This window comes from Amycolatopsis halotolerans, assembly GCF_042647905.1.
GTDB classification, from domain to species: Bacteria; Actinomycetota; Actinomycetes; order Mycobacteriales; family Pseudonocardiaceae; genus Amycolatopsis; species Amycolatopsis halotolerans.
Map to the genome: position 1 here is coordinate 45,348 of NZ_JBHRWI010000015.1, position 18,312 is coordinate 63,659.

An 18,312-nucleotide genomic window follows, 5' to 3' on the forward strand; every position below is an offset into this window, starting at 1 on the left:
CCCGCGCTAACCCTCGTCCGGACGGTCCGGGATGTCCCGCATGCGCCACAGCGGCGTGAAGAACAGCCACAACGGGGAAAGCCCCATCCCGACGGCCCCGACGAGGAAAGCGGTCCCGATTCCCCAGCTCTCGCCGAGCACACCGCCGAGCAGCCCGCCGGCCGGCAACGCGCTCCAGGTCAGGAACCGCACGGTCGCGTTCATCCGGCCGAGAAGCCCAGGCGGGCACAAGGCTTGCCGGCAGCTCACCTGAGCCACGTTGAACAGCACGGAGCCGAAGCCGATCACCGACCAGGCCACCGCGAAAAGCGCGACTCCGCCCCACGCTTGAGACAGCGGCAGCAGCACGGCCAACGGCCACGTGAGCCCCGCGGCGAGCCAGATCAGCCGCGCGGTCCCGAAGATTCTCCCGGCGCGGCCGACGAGGATCCCGGCCAGCACGCCGCTGAGCCCGCCCGCGGCGAGCACCAGCCCCACCTCCGCCGAGGAGAGCAGCAGGCTCCGGGCGAGAAACAGCACCAGCACCGCGTTGGCGATGCCGGTGAACAGCAGCAGACTGGCGCTGCACAAGGTCAGCGAACGCAGCACCCGGTGGGTCGAGACGAACCGGAGTCCTTCGCGGATCTCGCGCCACAGGTGCCGGTCGGCGCGCTCCTCGTCCTTCGGCGGACCGGCGACGGGCCGCATGCGCAGCAGGATCAGCGAGGAAATCGCGTAGCACAAAGCGGTGGCGCCGACCGCCAGGGCTCCGCCGACGCCCTGCACCAGTCCGCCGCCCAGCGCGGGTCCCGCCGCCTGTGCGGTGGAGCGGCTGGCTTCGAGCTTCCCGTTGCCGTCCACGAGCGAGGAACGGCTGACGAGGCGGGGCACGTAACTCTGGTATCCCACGTCGAAGAACACCCCGGCCGCGCCGGCGATCAGCACGACCGTCGTCAGCTGCGGGAAGCTCAGGAAACCCGCCCAGATCGCGATCGGGACGGTGCTGATCACCGCCAGCCGGACCAGGCTCGCCCAGATCAGGCACCGCAGCACGTTCAGCCGGTCGAGCCACACGCCCGCGGGCAAACCGATGAGCAGGAACGAGATCGTGCCGGCGGCGGTCAGCACGCCCATCTCGAACGGCGACACCGCCAGCAGTGCCACCGCGATCAGGGGCACCGTGGTCTGCGCCGCCATGAACCCGACCTGGCTGACCGACTCCGCCGCCCACAGCATCCGGAAACCCCGGTTCCGCACCAGGTTCTCGGTCCGTGTCCTCACCGCGGCGCACCGGCTTCCCGCGCCCCGATGCCCGGCGCCGAACCCGGAAGGATTTCCGTGCCTTCGATTCCGGACGCCATGAAGGGATCTTCGTGAATCAGCAGGGCACTGTCCAGGTCGAGGTCGTCGGCCAGCGACGCGAGCTGAGCGGACGCGCCGATGGAGACCGAGGTCTCGGCGTTGCAGCCGAGACAGACCGCCAAGCCGTTCCGGCGCGCCGTTTCGATCGCGCGGCGGGTCCGGCCGAGACCGCCCCAGTTCTGCGTTTTCAGCACCACCCCGTCGTAACGGTCGGCCGCGCGGGCCAAAGCCCGCGGCGAAGTGCAGAACTCGTCGGCGAACACCGGCAGCCCCGTCAGTGCGCGCAGGTCGGCGAAATCCTGGACCGAGGCTCCTTCGGCCAGCGGCTCCTCCAGCGAACCGACCTCCCACCGGAGCAGTTCGCCCGCGAAATCCGCCGCGTCCTCGAGCTCCCACGCGGCGTTCGCGTCCACCCTGATCGGCGCTTGCGGAAACCCGGCCCGAGTCCGGCGGAGCCGGTCGGCCGCCGCCGACCGCGGTTCGGCTCCCGGATTGCCCACCTTGACCTTGAGCCGGGTGGCTCCCAGTTCGGTCCCGAGACCGATCCAGTGCTCCAGTTCGGCTCCGCCGACCATGGGGATGGTGAAGAACGTCCTGGTCGGCCCGGTCCCGGACAACCCCCACCACCGCCACAGCGGCAGTCCGGCCTCCTTGGCGGACAGATCCAGCAGCGCCGTCTCCACCCCGGCCAGCGCGGCGGGGCGCCCCGACAGCGCCCGCAGCACGGGCGCCCAGGTCTCCGGGTCGTCCGCCCGGACGTCCCGCAGCAGACCGGATCCGGACAGGCTCGCGTAATCGGCGGCCACGGTGCGGGCCGATTCCCGGCCCAGCATGGACGGCGCCGCCTCCCCGATCCCCTCCAGCCCGGACTCCGGGTCCGGCCGAAGCCGGACAATGGTGGTGCTGAACCCGCTGACCCGGACATAGGCGTTGGCGAACGCGGCACGCCAGTCCAGCCCGACCGTCACGGATTCGAGCCGGACGCCGCTCATCGCAGCCCCGCTTCGCACACCTGGCGGACCACTCCGGAAAACCACGTCCTGCCCATCCCCGGGCCGGTGCTGCCGCAGAGTCTCAGCTCGAGATCGGCGGCGGGAATCTCCACGACCGCGTCGCACGGGCCGACGTTCTCGTCGAGGCAGGCGAGCATGCCTTGCCACTGATCGCCCTTCACCGGGGTGCGAAGGGCGGCGACCCGCTCCGGCGCCGGAGGCCATTCGAGGCGGCCCTTCCCCTTCCGCTGGACCACCAGCCGAAGCTCGTGCCCCCGGTCCGGGCCGCCCGCGTACACCGCCTCCAGTTCCGTCGCACCGGCTCCGTCGCTGAAGACGGCCGCGCCGTCGAGATTCATCCCGCCCAGCCGGCCCGGCAGCCGCACGCCGTCGTGCCCGGCCGCCGCGTCCTCGAGCCAGACGACGTGGTTTTCCCCTTCTTCCCGGGGAAACCGCCACAGGCCGGTGGGGACCTCCACCACCGCGGCGGTGGGATGCCGCGCCCAGTAGCCGAGTTCCGGGAACGGGATGCGCGCGATCCCGGGCAGCGCCTCCGGGACCGCCGGGGCCAGGGAACGGAAAACGCCGAGCACCTCGGCCTCGGTGAACTCGCCCCGCAGCACCGAGAATTCGATCGTGGTGCGCGCGATCCTGGCGGTGGCCGCGGAATTCCCTTTGTGGTCGGTCCCGGTCCAGAGGACGTAGCGGTCGTCGAGCACGACGGGCGTCGCGGGATTTCCGAACAGCGAGGGATGGTCCAGCGCGGGGAAGGCCCAATCGTAGAGGAACTGCTTGACCCGCGCCCGCCGTTCGTGCCCGGCCAGCTCGAACCGGAAGGACGACGGATTGCACTCGGACCACGTGGCACGCCCCGCGGAGCTCGTCGGCCTGCCGGGCGGGGCTTCCTTCCGCACGCTGGCCGCTTCCGGCACCACGTCGGCGGGGAGTTCCGTCGGCATCCACACGACGAAGTTGCACCAGTCCTGCGCCTCGCGCGGCGGCATCGACGGCGGTTCCGGCTCCAGCACGGCCGGATCCGCGACCGTCGCCCAGGTCCACTGATCGTTCATTCGGCCGGGACCCGTTCCTCGAAGCTGGAGAAGTCCAGGACATTCGACATCTGGTGCATCAGCCGCACGCCGTGCCAGCGCTTGTTGTAGGTCATGTAGCTGATTTTCCCGGGCGGAGCGAAGTAATACGCCTGATCCTCCGCGTACCGCGCGATCGCACGGTAGACCGGCTCCTGGAGCGGGCCTTCCGCCCCGCGCGCCGCTTCCACCAGCCCCGACAGGACCTCGTCCCGAAAGCCCAGTGCCGAGGGGAGAGTGGCCCGCGGGTCGAGCAACGCGGACACGAAAGCGTGCGGGTGCATGAAGTCGCTGGCCCAGCCGGCCCACACGAGCGGGCACTTGCCCTGATACAGCAGTTCCGTCAGCCGCGGCAGGTCGGTTTCGAAGATCTCCACGGTGATCTTGGGACTGATCCGGGTGAGCCCGTCGGCCAGGAACTCCGCGGCCCGCGCACGCGACACGTTCGTCCCGTGGGTCGCGATCACGATCCGGCACCCGGCACGGGCCGCCTCGCCGCCCCAGGCGGAGCGGAACTCGAACGCCGCCCGGTCGAGATCGCGCGCGAGCGGCCGGGGAGACGTCCCGGGCAGGGCCGGAGCGGGGAACGGCGGGATGTGCGGGATCCCTTCGCCGTCGAGGACTTCGCGCACGTAGCGCTCGTGGTCGAAGCACAGCGGCAGCATCCGGCGCAGGTGCACGTCGGCGAACGCGTCCGGGCGCAGCCCGTCCGGCCCGAATTCCCCGGACCCGAGGAATTCCGAATCCGGCCGCACGCGCTGGGCGATGAACGCCAGCGGGTTGATGCTCCATTCCGCGGGCAGCTTCTCCAGCACGGTCTGTCCCAGATCGCCGAGACGCTGCACGGATTCGGGCTGGCACACCGAGAAATCGCAGGCCCCGGCCAGCAGGTCCTTCTCCCGTTCCATCCGGTCGTCGACCGAGCGCAGGACGATTCCGGCGGGGCCTCGCCGCGCGCCCGGCTGTTCCCACCGGGCGAACCGCAGTTCCCGGGCCGCCCGGTCCCACTCCTCCAGCCGGTAGGGACCGGTGCCGTTGGCCTGGTCGTCCAGCGCCGAGGCGCCGCGGTTCAGGAAGCGCTCCACGGCGCCGGGCGAACCGTCCCACTCCCCTCGCGCGGCGCACCAGGACCGGCTCACCACCAGCGACCAATGGACCAGGAAATGCTTCAGCGGCGCGTAAGGCCGGGCGAGGTCGAGCACGAGTTCGTCGCCGGAACGACTGATCCGCCGCAGCATCGCGGCGGCGGCCTCCGGTCCGAGCCGGTCGATCGGAGCGCCCAGCAGCACGTCCGCGAGCAGACCGGCCGGGCCGTCCGCCGTGATCGCCGCCCGGCTCACCGAATACCAGACGTCGTCGGCGGTCATTTCGGTCCCGTCGTGGAACCGGATTCCTTTCCGCACCGGCACGACTACGCGCCAGCCGTCCCCGTGCGGCGTCGCCTCGGGTTCGGCGGCCGCCAGCAGCGGGCGGAACTCGTCGTCGTCGGTCAGCCCGAGCAGGCCCTGGTACAGGTTCAGCACCGGATGCCGGGACCCGGTCTCGAAGGCCTTGTGCGGATCGAGCGTGGCCGGATCGTCGAACGCGTCGATCACCACAGAGGATTCGGTACCCACGGCTCACTGCCCTCCCGATGCGGCGCCGCGGCGGGATCCCGGTCCGGGCCCGCGCCGCCGTGCCTGGTTCGCCGCGCGCCCGGCGGCACGCGCGTTTTCGCTGCGACCGGTCGTCGCTGGTCCCCTGCTCCGTCCGCTCGCGCCGCGGCCGGACCTTCCCCGCCGCCGGTTCACCGCACCTCCAGTCCGGTGAACCGGCGGCCCTGGGCGACCGTCATCGGGCGCCGTCCCCGCCGCAGTCGCACACACAGCGGAAACCGATCTCGAAATGCCGGTCGAAGGCGAGGTCTCGGCCGCGAAAGGCGAGCGAGGCCTGTTCCGGGAGCGACGTCCAGGTCCCGCCCTTGATCACCACGTAGGAGCGCTGGTCGTAGATGACGTCGATGGCGTCGCGGTCGGTTCCGACCGGGCTGAAGGCCGGGCCGTCGAAACAGGACGACGTCCATTCCCAGACATTGCCGGACAGGTCGCCGACCCCGAACGGGCTGACGTTGCCGGGCATCCCCCGTTCCCGCGCCGTGTGCGCCGGCGGGTCGTCGGCCAGGCCCAGCAGTTCGTCCCGCCAGCGGTCGACAGTCGCCCACCCGTTCCCGGAAGGCGGCGGCAGGCACCGGGTGCGCGCCCCGTCGAACTCGTCGCCCCACGGGTAAGCGCGGCGGTCGGGCCCTTCGCCCGCACGCTGCCACTCGGTCTCGGTGGGCAGGCGCTTGCCGAGCGACCGGGCGTAGGCGTACGCGTCGAACCAGTCGACCCCGGTGACCGGATGGCCGGGGCCGCTGCGGGAATCCAGCAGGGTGTTGCGCAGATGCAGTTTGCCCTTCGGCTCCCGCGGGTGGCAGAACCGGTGCCGGAGCGCCGCGGGCGACCCGGCGAACAGGTCGTACTCGGCGTTGCTCACCGGCAGCTTGTCGATCCGGAAACCGGCGCAGTGCCGTTCTTCCGGCGGATCGTTCCAGTCGAACAGCAGGTTCTCGCCGGCGAAGGCGGGCGGCGGTCCGCCGAGCACGACTCCCCCTGGCACCGCCGCCATCGACCCGTGCTCGTGCGAACCGCCGTCCGCCGCGTCCTCGACCGGCCGGGCCGGATACTCGGCCTGGTCGACGCCCTCGGCGAACAGTTCGTCTTCGACCGAGCGCAGGACCGCCTGGTCCGTGCTGCCGATGATCGCCGTGATCGCCCGCAGGACGACCGCGTGGCCGATGCCCACCGGCTTGCCGGCGAAGCCGGTCACGCGCTCGCTCGCCCTGCCGACGATGACCAGCAGGTCCGCGAGCACCTCCCGCAACCGCAGTTCGCCCGCCAGGGTCACGGCTTCGAACGCGACGAAATCCTCGTAGTCGTGCGTGAGCCACCCCACCGCCGCGCGCACCTCGTCATGCTGCGGGGCCCGGACCGCGAGCGCCCTCAGCAAGGCTTGCCGCACCCACGGCAGCTCGTGCATCGCCGCGACCGCGCAGGCCTCCTCGATCTCGCCGTCCGGACAGCGCGCGACCGCTTGTCCCAGCGCGGCCAGATCCGCTTTCAGCGCTTCCGGGCGAAGCTGCCGCTCGAACAGCTGCTTTTCGGGAAGCAGTTCTCGCCAATGAGCCACAGAGCCCTCCATGGGGTGGACGGCGGAGTCCGGGAACGCCGGGCTCCGCCGTCTATCAGCCTGCTACCGCAGCACGATCACCACTTGGACACGACCGACAGAACCGGGCGCACCTTGCGGGCTTCGCGCGCCTTCTGCCACTGCTTGGAGTACGACATGACACCCCCTTTGCTCGTATTGTCCGGGAAAGCGCCACATAATCGCTGGGTTCAGCAGCACCGATAAAACCGATACCTGTGAGCGCATCTCAGATACTAGTGCCAGCGACAAAGAGCGGACAATGGTCTTTTCGTGGGGCGGTGTTTGTTCAACTTCCGGTTCGCACCGCAACGGGCACTCGCCTCGGAGACCGCGAAGCGCCTAATATCGAAATATGACAGACCGCACGTTCATCCCGGCGCGACTGCTGCAGTACGTTCGCGACACGTCGCTGCGCGAAAGCGATGTCCTGCGCCGGCTCCGCGAAGAGACCGCGACGCTCCCGGCCGGCGACGCCTTGCGCATCCCGCCCGAGGAGGGGCAGCTGCTTGCGCTGCTGATCCGGCTCAGCGGCGCCCGGAAAGCACTGGAATTAGGCACTTTCACCGGATACGGCACGCTTTGGATGGCGTCCGCGCTGCCCGCGGACGGGAAGATCCTCACGTGCGACCTCGCCGCGAAGTGGCCGGGCATCGGCGCGCCCCACTGGGCGCGCGCGGGACTCGAAGACAGGATCGAACAACACCTCGGAGACGCCCGGGAATACCTCGAGCAGCTTCTCGCGACGGGGCACCGCGAGACATTCGATTTCGTTTTCATCGACGCCGATAAAAGCAATTACCGGAACTATTACCGATTGTCCTTCGAGCTGCTGCGCCCGGGCGGCCTGATCGTCGTGGACAATACGCTCCTGTTCGGCCGGGTGCTCGACCCAGCCGAAAGCGACCCGGAAACGGCCGAGGTGTCCCGGCTCAACGCCGAACTGCGCGCCGACGACCGGATCGACCTCAGCCTCCTTCCGGTCGCCGACGGGGTCACTCTGGTCCGGAAGAAGACCGGCTGAGCCGCGGCCCGGCGAGATCCGGAACGGACAACCGCATCGTGGCGGGAGGCGCCTGCCGGTCCGGAATCAGGTGCAACCGCTGGACTTCCTCGTCCGGACCGGAGCCACCGCGTCCGGGCAGACAGGAACACTCTTGTTCGGCGAAGCCGGCGAAGCGGTAGGCGACCTCCATCATCCGGTTGCGCCCGGTGGGACGGAAGTCCGCGCTGAGGTGCACCCCGGCCAGCGCGGCCTGGTCCGCGAGCCAGCCGAGCAGCACCGAGCCGACGCCGAACGGAACCGCCCGGCACGAGGTCGCCAGCAGCTTCAGCCGCCAATTCGAAACCCCGGTTTCGAGCAGCACGATTCCCACCGCCCCGTGCGGCCCGATCCGATCGGTCAAGGCGGCGGTCAGCACCTCGTGCCCGCTGTCGCGCGTCAGCTCGCCCAACGCGGCGGCGTCGTAGTGCACCCCGGTCGCGTTCATCTGGCTCGTGCGGAGGGTGAGTTCCTCGACCCGGGCGAGGTCGTCGCCCGAGGCCCGGCGCACGTCGAGCCGCAGATCGAGGGAGCGCAAGAACCCCTCGTCCGGCCCGGCGAAAGCGGCCCGTTCGGCCGCGCGCCGGAATCCCGCCTGGTAGAGCTGCCGCCGCCGGCGGGAATCGGCGGTGCGGGAACGCGGGACGAACTCCGGCAGACCGGCCAGCCGGACCGCGTCTTCGGCCGCGTAGCAGCGCACCTCGGGGAGGTGGAACTCCACTTCCGCCCGCTCGGTGTGCTGGTCGTCGACGAAGGCGATCGTGCGGTAGGCGAACCCCAGCTCGTCGGCGATCGCCCGCACCGCATCGGATTTTCGTCCCCAGCCGATCGAGGGCAGCACGAAGTACTCGGCGATCCCGAGCTCCTCCAGCCGGGCCATCGCCTGCTCGTGGTCGTTCCGGCTCGCGATCGACTGGAGAATCCCCCGGGAATCCAGAGTCTCGACCACCTCCCGCACCGCGGCCGGCAGCACCGGACGGTCGCCCTCGGCGAGCGTTCCCCGCCACAGGGTCTCGTCCAGATCCCAGACGAGACATTTCACCAGTTCAGCCGAAGCGGTCAAAGGTTCTTCTCCTCAGCGGCGGGCAGCGGCGAGTGCGCTGTCACGTGATCGGCGAGGATCAACTGGGAGATCTCCGCCGTGCCTTCGATGATCTCCATGAGTTTCGCGTCCCGGTGCGCTCGCGCGACGACGTGCCCGCCGTGCGCGCCCGCCGAGGCGAGCACCTGTGCCGCCGTCGCGGCTCCGCGCACAGCCTGTTCCGCCGCGACCTGTTTGGCCAGCACGGTGGCCACCACGAGTTCCGGCGAGCGGGTGTCCCAGCACGCGCTCGCGTGCTCGCACAACCGGGTCGCGATCTGCTCGCCGGAGAACAGTCCGGCCAGATGACGCGCGATCAGCTGATTCGCCTTCAACGGGACGCCGAACTGCTCTCGCCGCTGCGCGTGCGCGGCGGCGCTCGCCAGGCACGCGCGCAGGATTCCCACACATCCCCAAGCCACCGAAAGACGCCCGTATCCCAACGCCGTGGTCACGAGCAACGGAAGGGGCAACGCGACGCCGCCGAGAAGAGCGGCGGACGGCAACCGCACTTCGTTCAGCCGGACGTCGGCGTGCCCGGCGGCGCGGCAGCCCGAAGGATCCGCGACCGGCTCCACGCTCACCCCCGCCGCCTCGGCCGGCACCATCACCGCCGCCGCTCCGTCTTCGAAGCGCCCGAAGACCAGCAGCAGGTCGGCATACCGCGCGCCGGTCATCCACCGTTTGTGCCCGTCAACGACGATCGAGTCGCCGTCGCGGCGGATCCGGGCGCGCATCGCCGACAGATCGCTGCCGGCGCCGGCCTCGGTGAAGCCCACCGCGGCGAGATCTCCGCCGGTCAGCCGGGAAAGGTACCCGGCCCGTTGTTCCTCGTCCCCGAAACGGCTGACGCTCCAGGCGGCCATGCCCTGCGAGGTCATGAGACTGCGCAGGGAACTGCACAGACTCCCGACATACGCGGTCCACTGCCCGTCGTCCCGGAAGTTCAGCCCCAGACCGCCGTGCCGGGCAGACACCTGAGCGCACAGCAACCCCGCGGAACCGAGCTTCCTGATCACTTCCCCCGGCACGGCCCCCGCCAGGTCCCAGTCGCCTGCCCGGTCTCCGACGAGGTCGGCGACCATCGCGCGGGCGGCGGGCGGGAGGTCAGCCACCGGTGCCCGCCAAGCCGCCCAGCCGGGACACCAGTTCGGTCATCTGCCGGACAGTGCGGAAGTTCTCCAGTCTCAGATCGGGCCCGGCGATCGTCACGGAATAGCTCTCCTCCAGGTGGAGGATGAGTTCCATCGCGAACAGGGAGGAAACAAGCCCGGCGGCGAACAGGTCCTGTTCCGGGAGAATCGGGGCCTTGACCCGTTTTTCGAGGTAGCCGGCGATCTCGTCCTGGATGACCGAAACGCTTTCGGCGGGTAGAGCGGTCATTACCACGGTTCCTTCCCGTAATCGTAGAAACCCTGGCCGCTTTTGCGGCCGAGGTGACCGTTCCGCACCTTCTCTTCCAGCACGCCGCAGGGCCGGCAGGACTCTTCGCCGGTGCGCTCGTGAAGGGCCGCGAGCGAATCGACGAGATTGTCGAGACCGATCAGGTCCGCGGTGCGCAAGGGACCGACCGGATGCCCCAGGCACCCCTCCATCAGCGCGTCCACCTCCTGCGCGGTCGCGGTCCCGGCTCCGACCAGGCGCGCGGCCGCGTTGAGCATCGGATGGAGCAGCCTGCTGGTGACGAACCCGGGCGAGTCGCGCACGACCACGGGTTTCCGGTTCAGCCGGGCGAGCAGCTCCAGCACCCGGTCGAGCGCGGCCGCACCGGTCGACGGACCCCTGACCACCTCGACCGTGGCTATCAAGTACGCCGGGTTCATGAAGTGCACGCCGACCACCTCCGCGGGCCGCGCCGCCCAGCCCGCCATTTCCTCGATCGGGATGCCCGAGGTATTGGTGATCACCGGGATGCCGGCCGGCAGCGCGGCGGAAACCTCCGCGAGAAGCCCGGCTTTGAGATCGGCGCGTTCGGTGATCGCCTCGATCACGGCCGCGGTTTCGGAATCGAAGGAAAAGGAAGCAGCGATCGTCACGTTCCCCGGTTCGACCCCCTCCGCGACCGTCCCGGCCAAGGCGGCGTGCCGCATCCGCTTGGCTATTCCTTCTCGCGCTCGCTCAAGAGCGGCGGAATTGACGTCGACGACCGTGACCGAAATTCCCTGGCTGACTATCATCGTCGCGATGTCCACGCCCATCACGCCCGCTCCGAAGACAGCGATCCGACAATTATCGAATTGTGCAGCCAACACTCCTCCGCGTGAGCACGTAGGGACCGCTATCGACTGATTTTTTCTTCGCCCGATTCATCACGGGCAAACGCACGCCATTTTCGAACCCCGCGCCGAGCCTACTGGCCCGGCCGCTGATCAACACCACCGAACGAGTGGCCGGCGGCCGCGAATCGGCGATGCCGGACACCCCTTCGCTCCGCTACAGCCGGCGGCGTTTTTCCAGCTGCCAGGCGAAATGCTGCCAGGTCTCCGCGCAACTGCGCGCGGCGTCCGCCACTCCCGGGACGCAGTGCGGCGGAACGCTTTCGATGAGCCGCACCCAGTCCTGCTGTTTCAGCGAATGCGCGCCGATCAGCCGGAGCACCTCCCGCCCGCCTTCGCTGAGCCGCATCGCCGGGTCCCGCCCGATCGTCCGCAAGTCCGGTGTGGCTGGCGCCGCCGGCCCGGTCGCACCGTCCCCTTGGCTCGTCTCGTCCGCACTGTCCGGCACCACCGCGACCGGCTTGCGCGAGGCGCCGCCGCGCCGCCGGGGCGACGGCACCGGGTGCTCGCCCCGACGGAGCCGTTCACGCACGTCCCTGGTGGTGGCGAGGGCGATCCCCGCCTGACTCGCGATTTCCCGCAGTGTCGCGTCGGGCTTTTCGGCGAACAGCGCGCTGGCGCGCAGCCGCCCCTCCGCCGCGTTGAGCGGCCTGCTTCGGCCGTCCTTGCCGATCCGTGTGTTCGACTTCGGGGTTTCCGAGGTCGAACACGCCCGGATGGCCGCGACGGTCTTGTCCGAAACACCGGCGAGCGAGGCGATCCTCGCGTCCGAAAACCGCGGGAAGAAATGGAGGATGCGCGCGGCCGCGGCGGCCCGGTCCACCGGCGAAAGCGGCAGTCCGTGATGCGCGTTGTACCTCACCGCCAGCACGAACGCCTCCTCGGCCGGCCCCTCGAAGAATTGCACCGCGATATCGCGCTCGCCGCACAACGCGGCGGCCCGCAGCCGGTGCATCCCGTCGATGACGCGCATGCTGGGCCGGTGCACGATGATCGGCGGCAGGGCGCCGTTCACCTGCGCGAGCGCGCGGACGTGCTCGCTGTCCTCCCCGCCGATCCGCGGCGAATCGCCCGGAAGCAGCGAATCGAGCGAAATCTTCCGTACCGGCCCGGAGATCGGCCGGGGCTCCTCCGCGGGCGAAAACAACTCCTCGAACGGATCGTCTGACATCTGGATCGTCTCGACCGGCTGCCAGCGTGAGCCCATACCGCCCCATCTCCGTAGTCCGACCTTGCCGTTCGACGCGATTCAGGCCGGGCCCGTCGCCGGGAACGCGCACCGAGGTGCGCCCAGGCGCCACCGCACCCGTACCCGCCCGTTGTCCGGACATTTCGGCAGACGCCGGTCCGGTTCACCCCACCCGCCGAAGCTTGCCACCGAGCCCGGCGGCGTTCAACGGCGTACGGCGGAGCGCCGCGCCGAAACCCCAGCTCAGCCGCCAAGGTCAATTTTCCGGTCCGGAACCGGCTCACTCGTTCGGCTCACCTCGACAGTCGGCCCCGGCTGGACGGGACCGGGCGCGCCGGGCCGCGCGGACGACGGCGGATCCCGGTCTTCGCGGAGACGCCGTCCGCGGCGCCCCCGGACGGCCGCACGATCTTGAAAGTGGAACGGAAGCTGTCCAGGATGAACCATGGCGGTTCGCCGCCGGCGCAAGCCGCCGACCCGGCTCCCGGGTCGCTCGACGGCTCGAGGGAGGCGACATCGACGATCCGATCCTGAAACCGGGACCGCGGGAAATCTTTGCCGAAAGATTTTCGCTTTTGTACGCCGCGGCCGGCGATCCTCCGCTGAAACGCGTCACGGAGTCGGTCGCGAGGGCCCGGCAGGTCGACGAACGCGGGCAGCCGGTGCGGGCGACCGCCCAGCGGGTGAGCGATTGGCGCCGCGGGCGGAACGTCCCGGCCAAGTTCGCCGTGTTGGCGGCGGTGCTCGACGTGCTCGTCACCGAGGCGAGGAAAGACCGTCCGGCGTCGCTGGTCAGTGATCTCTACGATCTCGGCCACTGGCGTTCCCTGTGGGAGAACGCCTTGGCCAGTCCCATTTCCCCGGGCTCCGGCGAGACCGGGACCGGTTCCCCGCCCGCCGCCGGGACGGGGCTCTGCCCCTACCCGGGTCTCGCGACTTTCCGGCAGCAGGACTCCGCCTGGTTCTTCGGCCGGGGCCGCAGCACCGAGGCGTTGCTGGCCCGGCTGGCCGACGCGGCCGCCACCGGCGGTTTCCTCGCCCTCATCGGCTCCTCCGGAGCCGGGAAGTCCTCCCTGCTCGAAGCCGGGCTGATGCCGATTCTGGCTTCGCGGGACGCCTCCGGCGAGGGAGCGCCCGGATGGCTGCTCAGAAAAATGACTCCGCGAACGGATCCGCTCGCAGAACTGGCCAGAACAGTTCCCGAGATCAGCTCCGAGCCTTCGGATCCGCCCGCTCCGAATCCGAAGGCCTCGCGCCGATTGCTTCTCGTGGTGGATCAGTTCGAGGAACTCTTCACTCTCTGCGAGAGCGAGTCGCGACGACAGCTGTTCATCGAGGCGCTGCGTTCACTGTGTGTGCCGGGGAAGCTCGACAGGAATGCGCCAGCCGTGGTGCTCATCGCGCTGCGCGCTGATTTCTACGACCAATGCCTGCGCTACGCCGAACTCGCCGACGCCTTGCAAAACCGCCAGCTCCTGCTCGGCCCGATGAGTTCCGCGGAGGTGCGCGAAGCGATCACCGGACCGGCGAAGTCGGTCGGGCTGCCTCTGGAAGCGGGCCTCGCGGACCTCATCCTGCTCGATCTGGCCGTCGGGCATCGCCGCGGCCTGCCGGCGGGCAAGCAGGAGGTGCACGAGGCGGGCTCCCTGCCGCTGCTGTCCCACGCGCTCGCCGCGACGTGGCAGCGCCGTCAGGCCGGCAAGCTCACCATCGCTGGTTACCGGGCGGCGGGAGGGATCAACGGGGCGGTCGCCGCGACCGCCGAACAAACCTGGGCTCAGCTGACTCCCGCCGCACGCGACGCGACGCGCCCGCTGCTGCTTCGGCTGGTGTGCATCGGAGAGGACCGTCGCGACACCCGCAGGCGGGCGACCAGGGCCCAGCTGGTGGACAGCGCCGACGACCCCGCCGTCGTCGAGGAAGCGCTCGAAACCCTTGCCTCGGCCCGGCTGGTGACGCTGGACGCCGATTCCGTCGAGATCACGCACGAGGCGCTGCTGTACGCGTGGCCCCGCCTCCGGGACTGGATCGACCACGACCGCGCCGGGAACCTGATCCGGCAGCGGCTGGAGGAGGACGCCGGCGCCTGGCAGGCGCGGGACCGGGATCCTTCCCTGCTGTACCGGGGCATCAAGCTGTCCGAGGCGGGACAGTCGGCCGAACCGGCGGGACCGCTGGGCAGCTCGGCCGCCGCACAGGAGTTCCTGCACGCCTCGACCCGGCAGTCCCGCCGGGTCGTGTGGGCCCGCCGCGCCTCGGTCGCGCTGGTGGTCGTCTTCGCCCTCATCGCCTCGATCGCGGCGGGGGTCGCGTTCCGGGAACGAGACGAGGCCAACTTCCGGCAAATCCTGGCCGAGGCCGACCGGCTGCAGGAAACAGACCCGTCCCTGTCGGCGCAGCTCGACCTCGTCGCCCATCGCCTGCGCCCCGACGACCAGTCCGTCGCGGCCCGGCTGCTGTCCACCCAGCAGAACCCCCTGGCCGCCTTGATGACCGCGCACACCGGCCCGGTCTACACGATCGCCTTCAGCCCGGACGGGCACACCATCGCCACCGCGGGTGACGACCACACCGTGCGGTTGTGGGACGCCCGCGACGCCGCCGATCCGCGCCCGCTCGGAGCGCCGCTGCGCGGGCACACGAGCTGGGTCACCTCGGCGGTGTTCAGCCACGACGGCCGCACTCTGTTCACCGCCGCCGACGACTGGACCATCCGCCGCTGGGACATCAGCGACCCGGCCAAGCCGGTACCGCTGGGAGATCCGGTGAACAGCGGCAACGGCACTGTCTACGCGATCGCGCTCAGCCGGGACGGCCGGGATCTGGCGACGGCGGACGACGACGGCACGGTACGTCTCTGGAACGTGACGGATCCGGCCCGCCCGGTTTCCCCGGGCCGCGCCCTCACCGGCCACACCGGCCGGGTGCGCTCGGTCGCGTTCAGCCCGGACGGCCGGACCCTGGCGTCCGGCAGCAACGACGGAACCGTGCGCCTGTGGGACACCACGGACCCGGCCGCCGCGGTGTCGCTGGGCAAGCCGCTGACCGGACACTCCGACACCGTGAATTCCGTGGCCTTCAGCCAAAACGGGCACACGCTGGCCACGGCGGGCCCCGACAAGACGATCCGGCTGTGGAACGTCGCCGACCCGGCGAGACCGGCCCCGCTGGGACAGCCGCTCGTCGGGCACACCGGGGACATCTGGCAGGTGAGTTTCAGTCCGGACGGGCGGCTGCTCGCGTCCGCGGGCGACGATTCGGTACGGCTGTGGAACGCGACGGATCCGGCCGCGGTCACTTCGGTCGGCGCGCCCCTGACCGGGGTCAGCGGCTCGGTCTTCAGCCTGCAGTTCAGCCCGGACGGCCACACGCTCGCCGCGGGCACCGGCGACGGCACCGCGCAGCTCTGGTCCCTGCCCAACACCCTGCTGCTCGGGCACACCGCGCGGATCACCTCGATGGGATTCCGCCCGGACGGACGCGTGCTGGCCACCTCGGCACGAGACGGAACGGCGCGGCTGTGGGACATCGCCGACCCGGCCCGGCCCCGGGCCCTCGGCCCGCCGTTGACCGGCGGCCGCGGGTATGCGAACACCCTTTCGTTCAGCCCGGACGGAAGAACGCTGGCGGTCAGCGAAGGCGACAGCACGGTCCGGCTGTGGGACGTCGCCGATCCCGCCCGCCCGAAGCCTTCGGGCCGCCCGCTGGAGCTCAAGACCAGGTACGGCAGTCCGGCGCTGTTCGCCCCGGGCGGGCGTGTGCTGCTCACCGGCGACGGCGACCAGAGCCTGCGTTTCTGGGACGTCGCCGACCCCGTCCAGCCGAAACCGCTGGGTCCGCCGTTTCCCGCCCAGCACCCCTACATCCATTCCGCGGCCTTCAGCCCGGACGGGCGGATCCTGGCCACCAGCAACGAGAACAAGACTCTCCAGCTGTGGGACGTCGCCGACCCGACCCGCCCGAAGCCCCTCGGACCCGCCGCGGGCGGCGGCACCGCGCTGGTCCGGTCCGCGAAATTCAGCCCCGACGGCCGCGTCCTCGCCACCGGCGGCGACGACAAGCTCATCCGGCTGTGGGACCTTTCCCGGCCTGAACAGCCGCGGCAGCTGGGACAACCGCTGCGGGGGCACGCCGACGCGGTGAACTCGCTGACGTTCAGTGCCGACGGGCAGTTGCTGGCCAGCGGGAGCGAAGACAAGACCGTCCGGCTGTGGGAGATCGCCGACCCCGCGGCGCCGCAACCGTTCGGACAGGAATTCACCAGCCACGGCGACGCCGGACGGGTCGTGGTGTTCAACCCCTTCACCCGGGTCCTCGCCTCCGGCGGATACGACGGAAACGTGCGGGTCTGGGACCTCGACGAGAACCACGCAATCGACCGGATCTGCGCGGTCACCCGCGCGGTCCTGACTCCCGAGCGGTGGAAACAGCATCTGCCGCAATTCGACTACAACCCCGTGTGCGGCTGAGGCGCTCCGGTGCCCGGCAGTCCACAGTGGATTGCCCGGAAAGCGGTTCGCCCTGCCGGGGTCGCCAAGCGATGGCAGGGACTTATTAAGGCGGTGCCGCGGGTGCGGTTTGCCCAGGTCGAAGGATCTGGGCGGGGCCAGGCGTCCGTGAGGGGAACCCTGAGGGACTCAGAGTCCCTCAGGGTTCCCCTCACGGAGTGAGGGCATTCCGGCGGCACTGAAGTCCTTTGTGGACCGTCGGCGGGCGTGGGCCGCGCAGCTCAAATCCCTGGCATTGGGGTCACCAAGCGACCCGGCCTTCGTCGTCGAAGAAGCCTCCCGTTTCGGCATCGTCGCCCACGGTTGCCCAGCGGACGGACGCCCGCGCCCCTTCCTCGGCGGTGCGGACGCCGGAAGTGCGCCACCCGACACTCGGCCTGCCCGCGGGCGGAAATCAAGGCTGGACGATGACAAATCACCAACAAGGCGGGACCGGACGGAGCCCGGCAAGAGGCTCCGTCCGGGCGGCCAGATCAGCTGTGCAGATAGTGCGCGTCCCAGCCCTGCAGCGGCGCGAGGTTGTTGCACTGACCGACAAACGTGTAGACGCCCTTCTTGTTCACCTGGTCCAAACCGAACTGGATGCAGGTGCCCAGGAGGCGGTTGCGGATGGTGCCGTCGTCGTAGAAGACCCACTGCTGTTCGGCCCGGCCGTTGCAGCCCCAGCCCTCCAGGCGCGGGGTCGGGTCGCCCAGGCCGGTCGCGGACGGGGACAGGCAGCGGCCGTCGTTGGTGCTGTGGATGGAGCCGTCGGGGGCGATGGCCCATTGCTGGTTGTAGCTGCCGTTGCAGTTGTAGGTCCAGACCTTGCGGCCGTCGCCTCTGCTGTCATCGGAGTCTTCGTCGATGCACTTCGTGCCGTTGAAGTAGTACGACCCGAAGGCGTAGTAGCCGACCGGCTGCACCGGTTTGGGCGCGGTCGCGGGTGCCGCGGACGCCGGGGCCGCGGTGAACATCGTGCTGGCGAGGGCCAGGGCGCCGACTGCGCCGGCGAGGAGTTTGCGCTTCGTCATGTCTTCTCCTTCGACATCGGGGTGTTAGCTGACATGAGTGCGATCCGTCGACAGATTCATCTCAGCTGATAGCCGATCCTGGATGACGGGACGGCCGCTGTCAACTAAGATGAATCTGGAAGCCGGACATGTTCACGCCAGCAGAGGAAGACTGACGATGGCCTCGCTCGCCGAGAAGATCGAGAAGTTGTTCGACGTCGTGCGCAAGCCGGGCCGCGATCAGTACTCCAGCGAGGAGGTCGCCAGCGCTTGCCGGGAGGCGACGGGCGAGACCTTTTCGGCCACCTATCTCTGGCAGCTGCGCACGGGCCGCCGGGACAATCCCACCAAGCGGCATCTCGAGGCGCTGGCCGGGTTTTTCCAGGTGCCGCCCGCGTATTTCTTCGACGACGAGCAGAGCGCCCGGATCGCCGAGGAACTGGAACTGCTCGGCGCGCTGCGCGACGCCGGAGTGCGGGACGTGGCGCTGCGCGCGGTGACCTTGTCCAGGGCCGGGCTGGGCACCATCAGCGACATGATCGACGCGATCGCGCGAAGAGAAGCCGGCGAGTAAGGCA

At 70.2% G+C, this 18,312-nt stretch carries 14 protein-coding genes; 3 read left to right on the top strand and 11 right to left on the bottom strand.

The window, feature by feature from the left end; genetic code table 11:
• Positions 1 to 6 precede the first annotated feature (6 nt).
• The 5 genes from ACFORO_RS10585 to ACFORO_RS10605 all read right to left on the bottom strand — a co-directional run bounded on the left by ACFORO_RS10585 (position 7) and on the right by ACFORO_RS10605 (position 6,628).
• Positions 7 to 1,260 carry an MFS transporter gene (locus tag ACFORO_RS10585; protein ID WP_377868655.1) on the bottom strand — a complete coding sequence of 418 codons (1,254 nt, stop codon included), beginning with the start codon at positions 1,258 to 1,260 and terminating at the stop codon, positions 7 to 9.
• The gene (locus ACFORO_RS10590; RefSeq protein ID WP_354734972.1) at positions 1,257 to 2,333 is read right to left on the bottom strand and encodes a mandelate racemase/muconate lactonizing enzyme family protein; all 1,077 of its coding nucleotides are present in this window, start codon (positions 2,331 to 2,333) and stop codon (positions 1,257 to 1,259) included. The genes ACFORO_RS10585 and ACFORO_RS10590 overlap by 4 nt, the downstream gene beginning before the upstream one ends.
• Entirely contained in the window at positions 2,330 to 3,403 is a 1,074-nt protein-coding gene (locus ACFORO_RS10595; protein ID WP_377868654.1) for a hypothetical protein, read from the bottom strand. The genes ACFORO_RS10590 and ACFORO_RS10595 overlap by 4 nt, the downstream gene beginning before the upstream one ends.
• The gene (locus tag ACFORO_RS10600; RefSeq protein WP_377868653.1) at positions 3,400 to 5,037 is read right to left on the bottom strand and encodes an ABC transporter substrate-binding protein; all 1,638 of its coding nucleotides are present in this window, start codon (positions 5,035 to 5,037) and stop codon (positions 3,400 to 3,402) included. Before ACFORO_RS10600 ends, ACFORO_RS10595 begins: the two co-directional genes overlap by 4 nt.
• Positions 5,038 to 5,251: 214 nt before the next feature.
• On the bottom strand, positions 5,252 to 6,628 hold the full coding sequence (locus ACFORO_RS10605) for an SUMF1/EgtB/PvdO family nonheme iron enzyme (protein ID WP_377868652.1): 1,377 nt from the start codon (positions 6,626 to 6,628) through the stop codon (positions 5,252 to 5,254).
• Between the two features lie 373 nt (positions 6,629 to 7,001).
• Between ACFORO_RS10605 and ACFORO_RS10610 the strand changes: the two genes are divergently transcribed.
• Positions 7,002 to 7,670, top strand: coding sequence for an O-methyltransferase (locus ACFORO_RS10610; RefSeq protein ID WP_377868651.1), 669 nt, complete (start codon positions 7,002 to 7,004; stop codon positions 7,668 to 7,670).
• On the opposite strand, the gene ACFORO_RS10615 is transcribed toward ACFORO_RS10610, so the two are convergent.
• From ACFORO_RS10615 to ACFORO_RS10635, 5 genes are all read right to left on the bottom strand, one after another.
• Positions 7,642 to 8,751, bottom strand: coding sequence for an HAD-IIIC family phosphatase (locus ACFORO_RS10615; RefSeq protein WP_377868650.1), 1,110 nt, complete (start codon positions 8,749 to 8,751; stop codon positions 7,642 to 7,644). The genes ACFORO_RS10610 and ACFORO_RS10615 overlap by 29 nt on opposite strands.
• Complete coding sequence (locus ACFORO_RS10620) at positions 8,748 to 9,884, bottom strand: acyl-CoA dehydrogenase family protein (RefSeq protein ID WP_377868649.1); 1,137 nt, start codon at positions 9,882 to 9,884, stop codon at positions 8,748 to 8,750. Before ACFORO_RS10620 ends, ACFORO_RS10615 begins: the two co-directional genes overlap by 4 nt.
• Complete coding sequence (locus ACFORO_RS10625; RefSeq protein WP_377868648.1) at positions 9,877 to 10,152, bottom strand: acyl carrier protein; 276 nt, start codon at positions 10,150 to 10,152, stop codon at positions 9,877 to 9,879. Before ACFORO_RS10625 ends, ACFORO_RS10620 begins: the two co-directional genes overlap by 8 nt.
• Positions 10,152 to 11,021, bottom strand: a complete 870-nt coding sequence (locus ACFORO_RS10630) for a 3-hydroxyacyl-CoA dehydrogenase family protein (RefSeq protein ID WP_377868647.1) — start codon at positions 11,019 to 11,021, stop codon at positions 10,152 to 10,154. The genes ACFORO_RS10625 and ACFORO_RS10630 overlap by 1 nt, the downstream gene beginning before the upstream one ends.
• A 181-nt stretch (positions 11,022 to 11,202) precedes the next feature.
• Positions 11,203 to 12,252, bottom strand: coding sequence for a ParB/RepB/Spo0J family partition protein (locus ACFORO_RS10635; protein ID WP_377868646.1), 1,050 nt, complete (start codon positions 12,250 to 12,252; stop codon positions 11,203 to 11,205).
• A 557-nt stretch (positions 12,253 to 12,809) separates the two neighbouring features.
• Here ACFORO_RS10635 and ACFORO_RS10640 point away from each other — a divergent pair.
• Positions 12,810 to 16,703, top strand: a complete 3,894-nt coding sequence (locus ACFORO_RS10640) for a WD40 repeat domain-containing protein (protein WP_377868645.1) — start codon at positions 12,810 to 12,812, stop codon at positions 16,701 to 16,703.
• 512 nt (positions 16,704 to 17,215) lie between these two features.
• Here ACFORO_RS10640 and ACFORO_RS10645 read toward each other — a convergent pair.
• On the bottom strand, positions 17,216 to 17,755 hold the full coding sequence (locus ACFORO_RS10645; protein WP_354734983.1) for an RICIN domain-containing protein: 540 nt from the start codon (positions 17,753 to 17,755) through the stop codon (positions 17,216 to 17,218).
• Between the two features lie 157 nt (positions 17,756 to 17,912).
• On the opposite strand from ACFORO_RS10645, the gene ACFORO_RS10650 reads away from it, so the two are divergent.
• The gene (locus ACFORO_RS10650; RefSeq protein WP_344276142.1) at positions 17,913 to 18,308 is read left to right on the top strand and encodes an XRE family transcriptional regulator; all 396 of its coding nucleotides are present in this window, start codon (positions 17,913 to 17,915) and stop codon (positions 18,306 to 18,308) included.
• The last annotated feature ends 4 nt before the right edge of the window (positions 18,309 to 18,312 follow it).

Bases quoted from the DNA above. Each gene is read 5' to 3' on its own strand.
- ACFORO_RS10590 (WP_354734972.1), bottom strand. From the start codon at position 2,333: ATGAGCGGCGTCCGGCTCGAATCCGTGACGGTCGGGCTGGACTGGCGT.
- ACFORO_RS10595 (WP_377868654.1), bottom strand. From the start codon at position 3,403: ATGAACGATCAGTGGACCTGGGCGACGGTCGCGGATCCGGCCGTGCTG.
- ACFORO_RS10610 (WP_377868651.1), top strand. From the start codon at position 7,002: ATGACAGACCGCACGTTCATCCCGGCGCGACTGCTGCAGTACGTTCGC.
- ACFORO_RS10625 (WP_377868648.1), bottom strand. From the start codon at position 10,152: ATGACCGCTCTACCCGCCGAAAGCGTTTCGGTCATCCAGGACGAGATC.
- ACFORO_RS10635 (WP_377868646.1), bottom strand. From the start codon at position 12,252: ATGGGCTCACGCTGGCAGCCGGTCGAGACGATCCAGATGTCAGACGAT.
- ACFORO_RS10645 (WP_354734983.1), bottom strand. From the start codon at position 17,755: ATGACGAAGCGCAAACTCCTCGCCGGCGCAGTCGGCGCCCTGGCCCTC.
- ACFORO_RS10650 (WP_344276142.1), top strand. From the start codon at position 17,913: ATGGCCTCGCTCGCCGAGAAGATCGAGAAGTTGTTCGACGTCGTGCGC.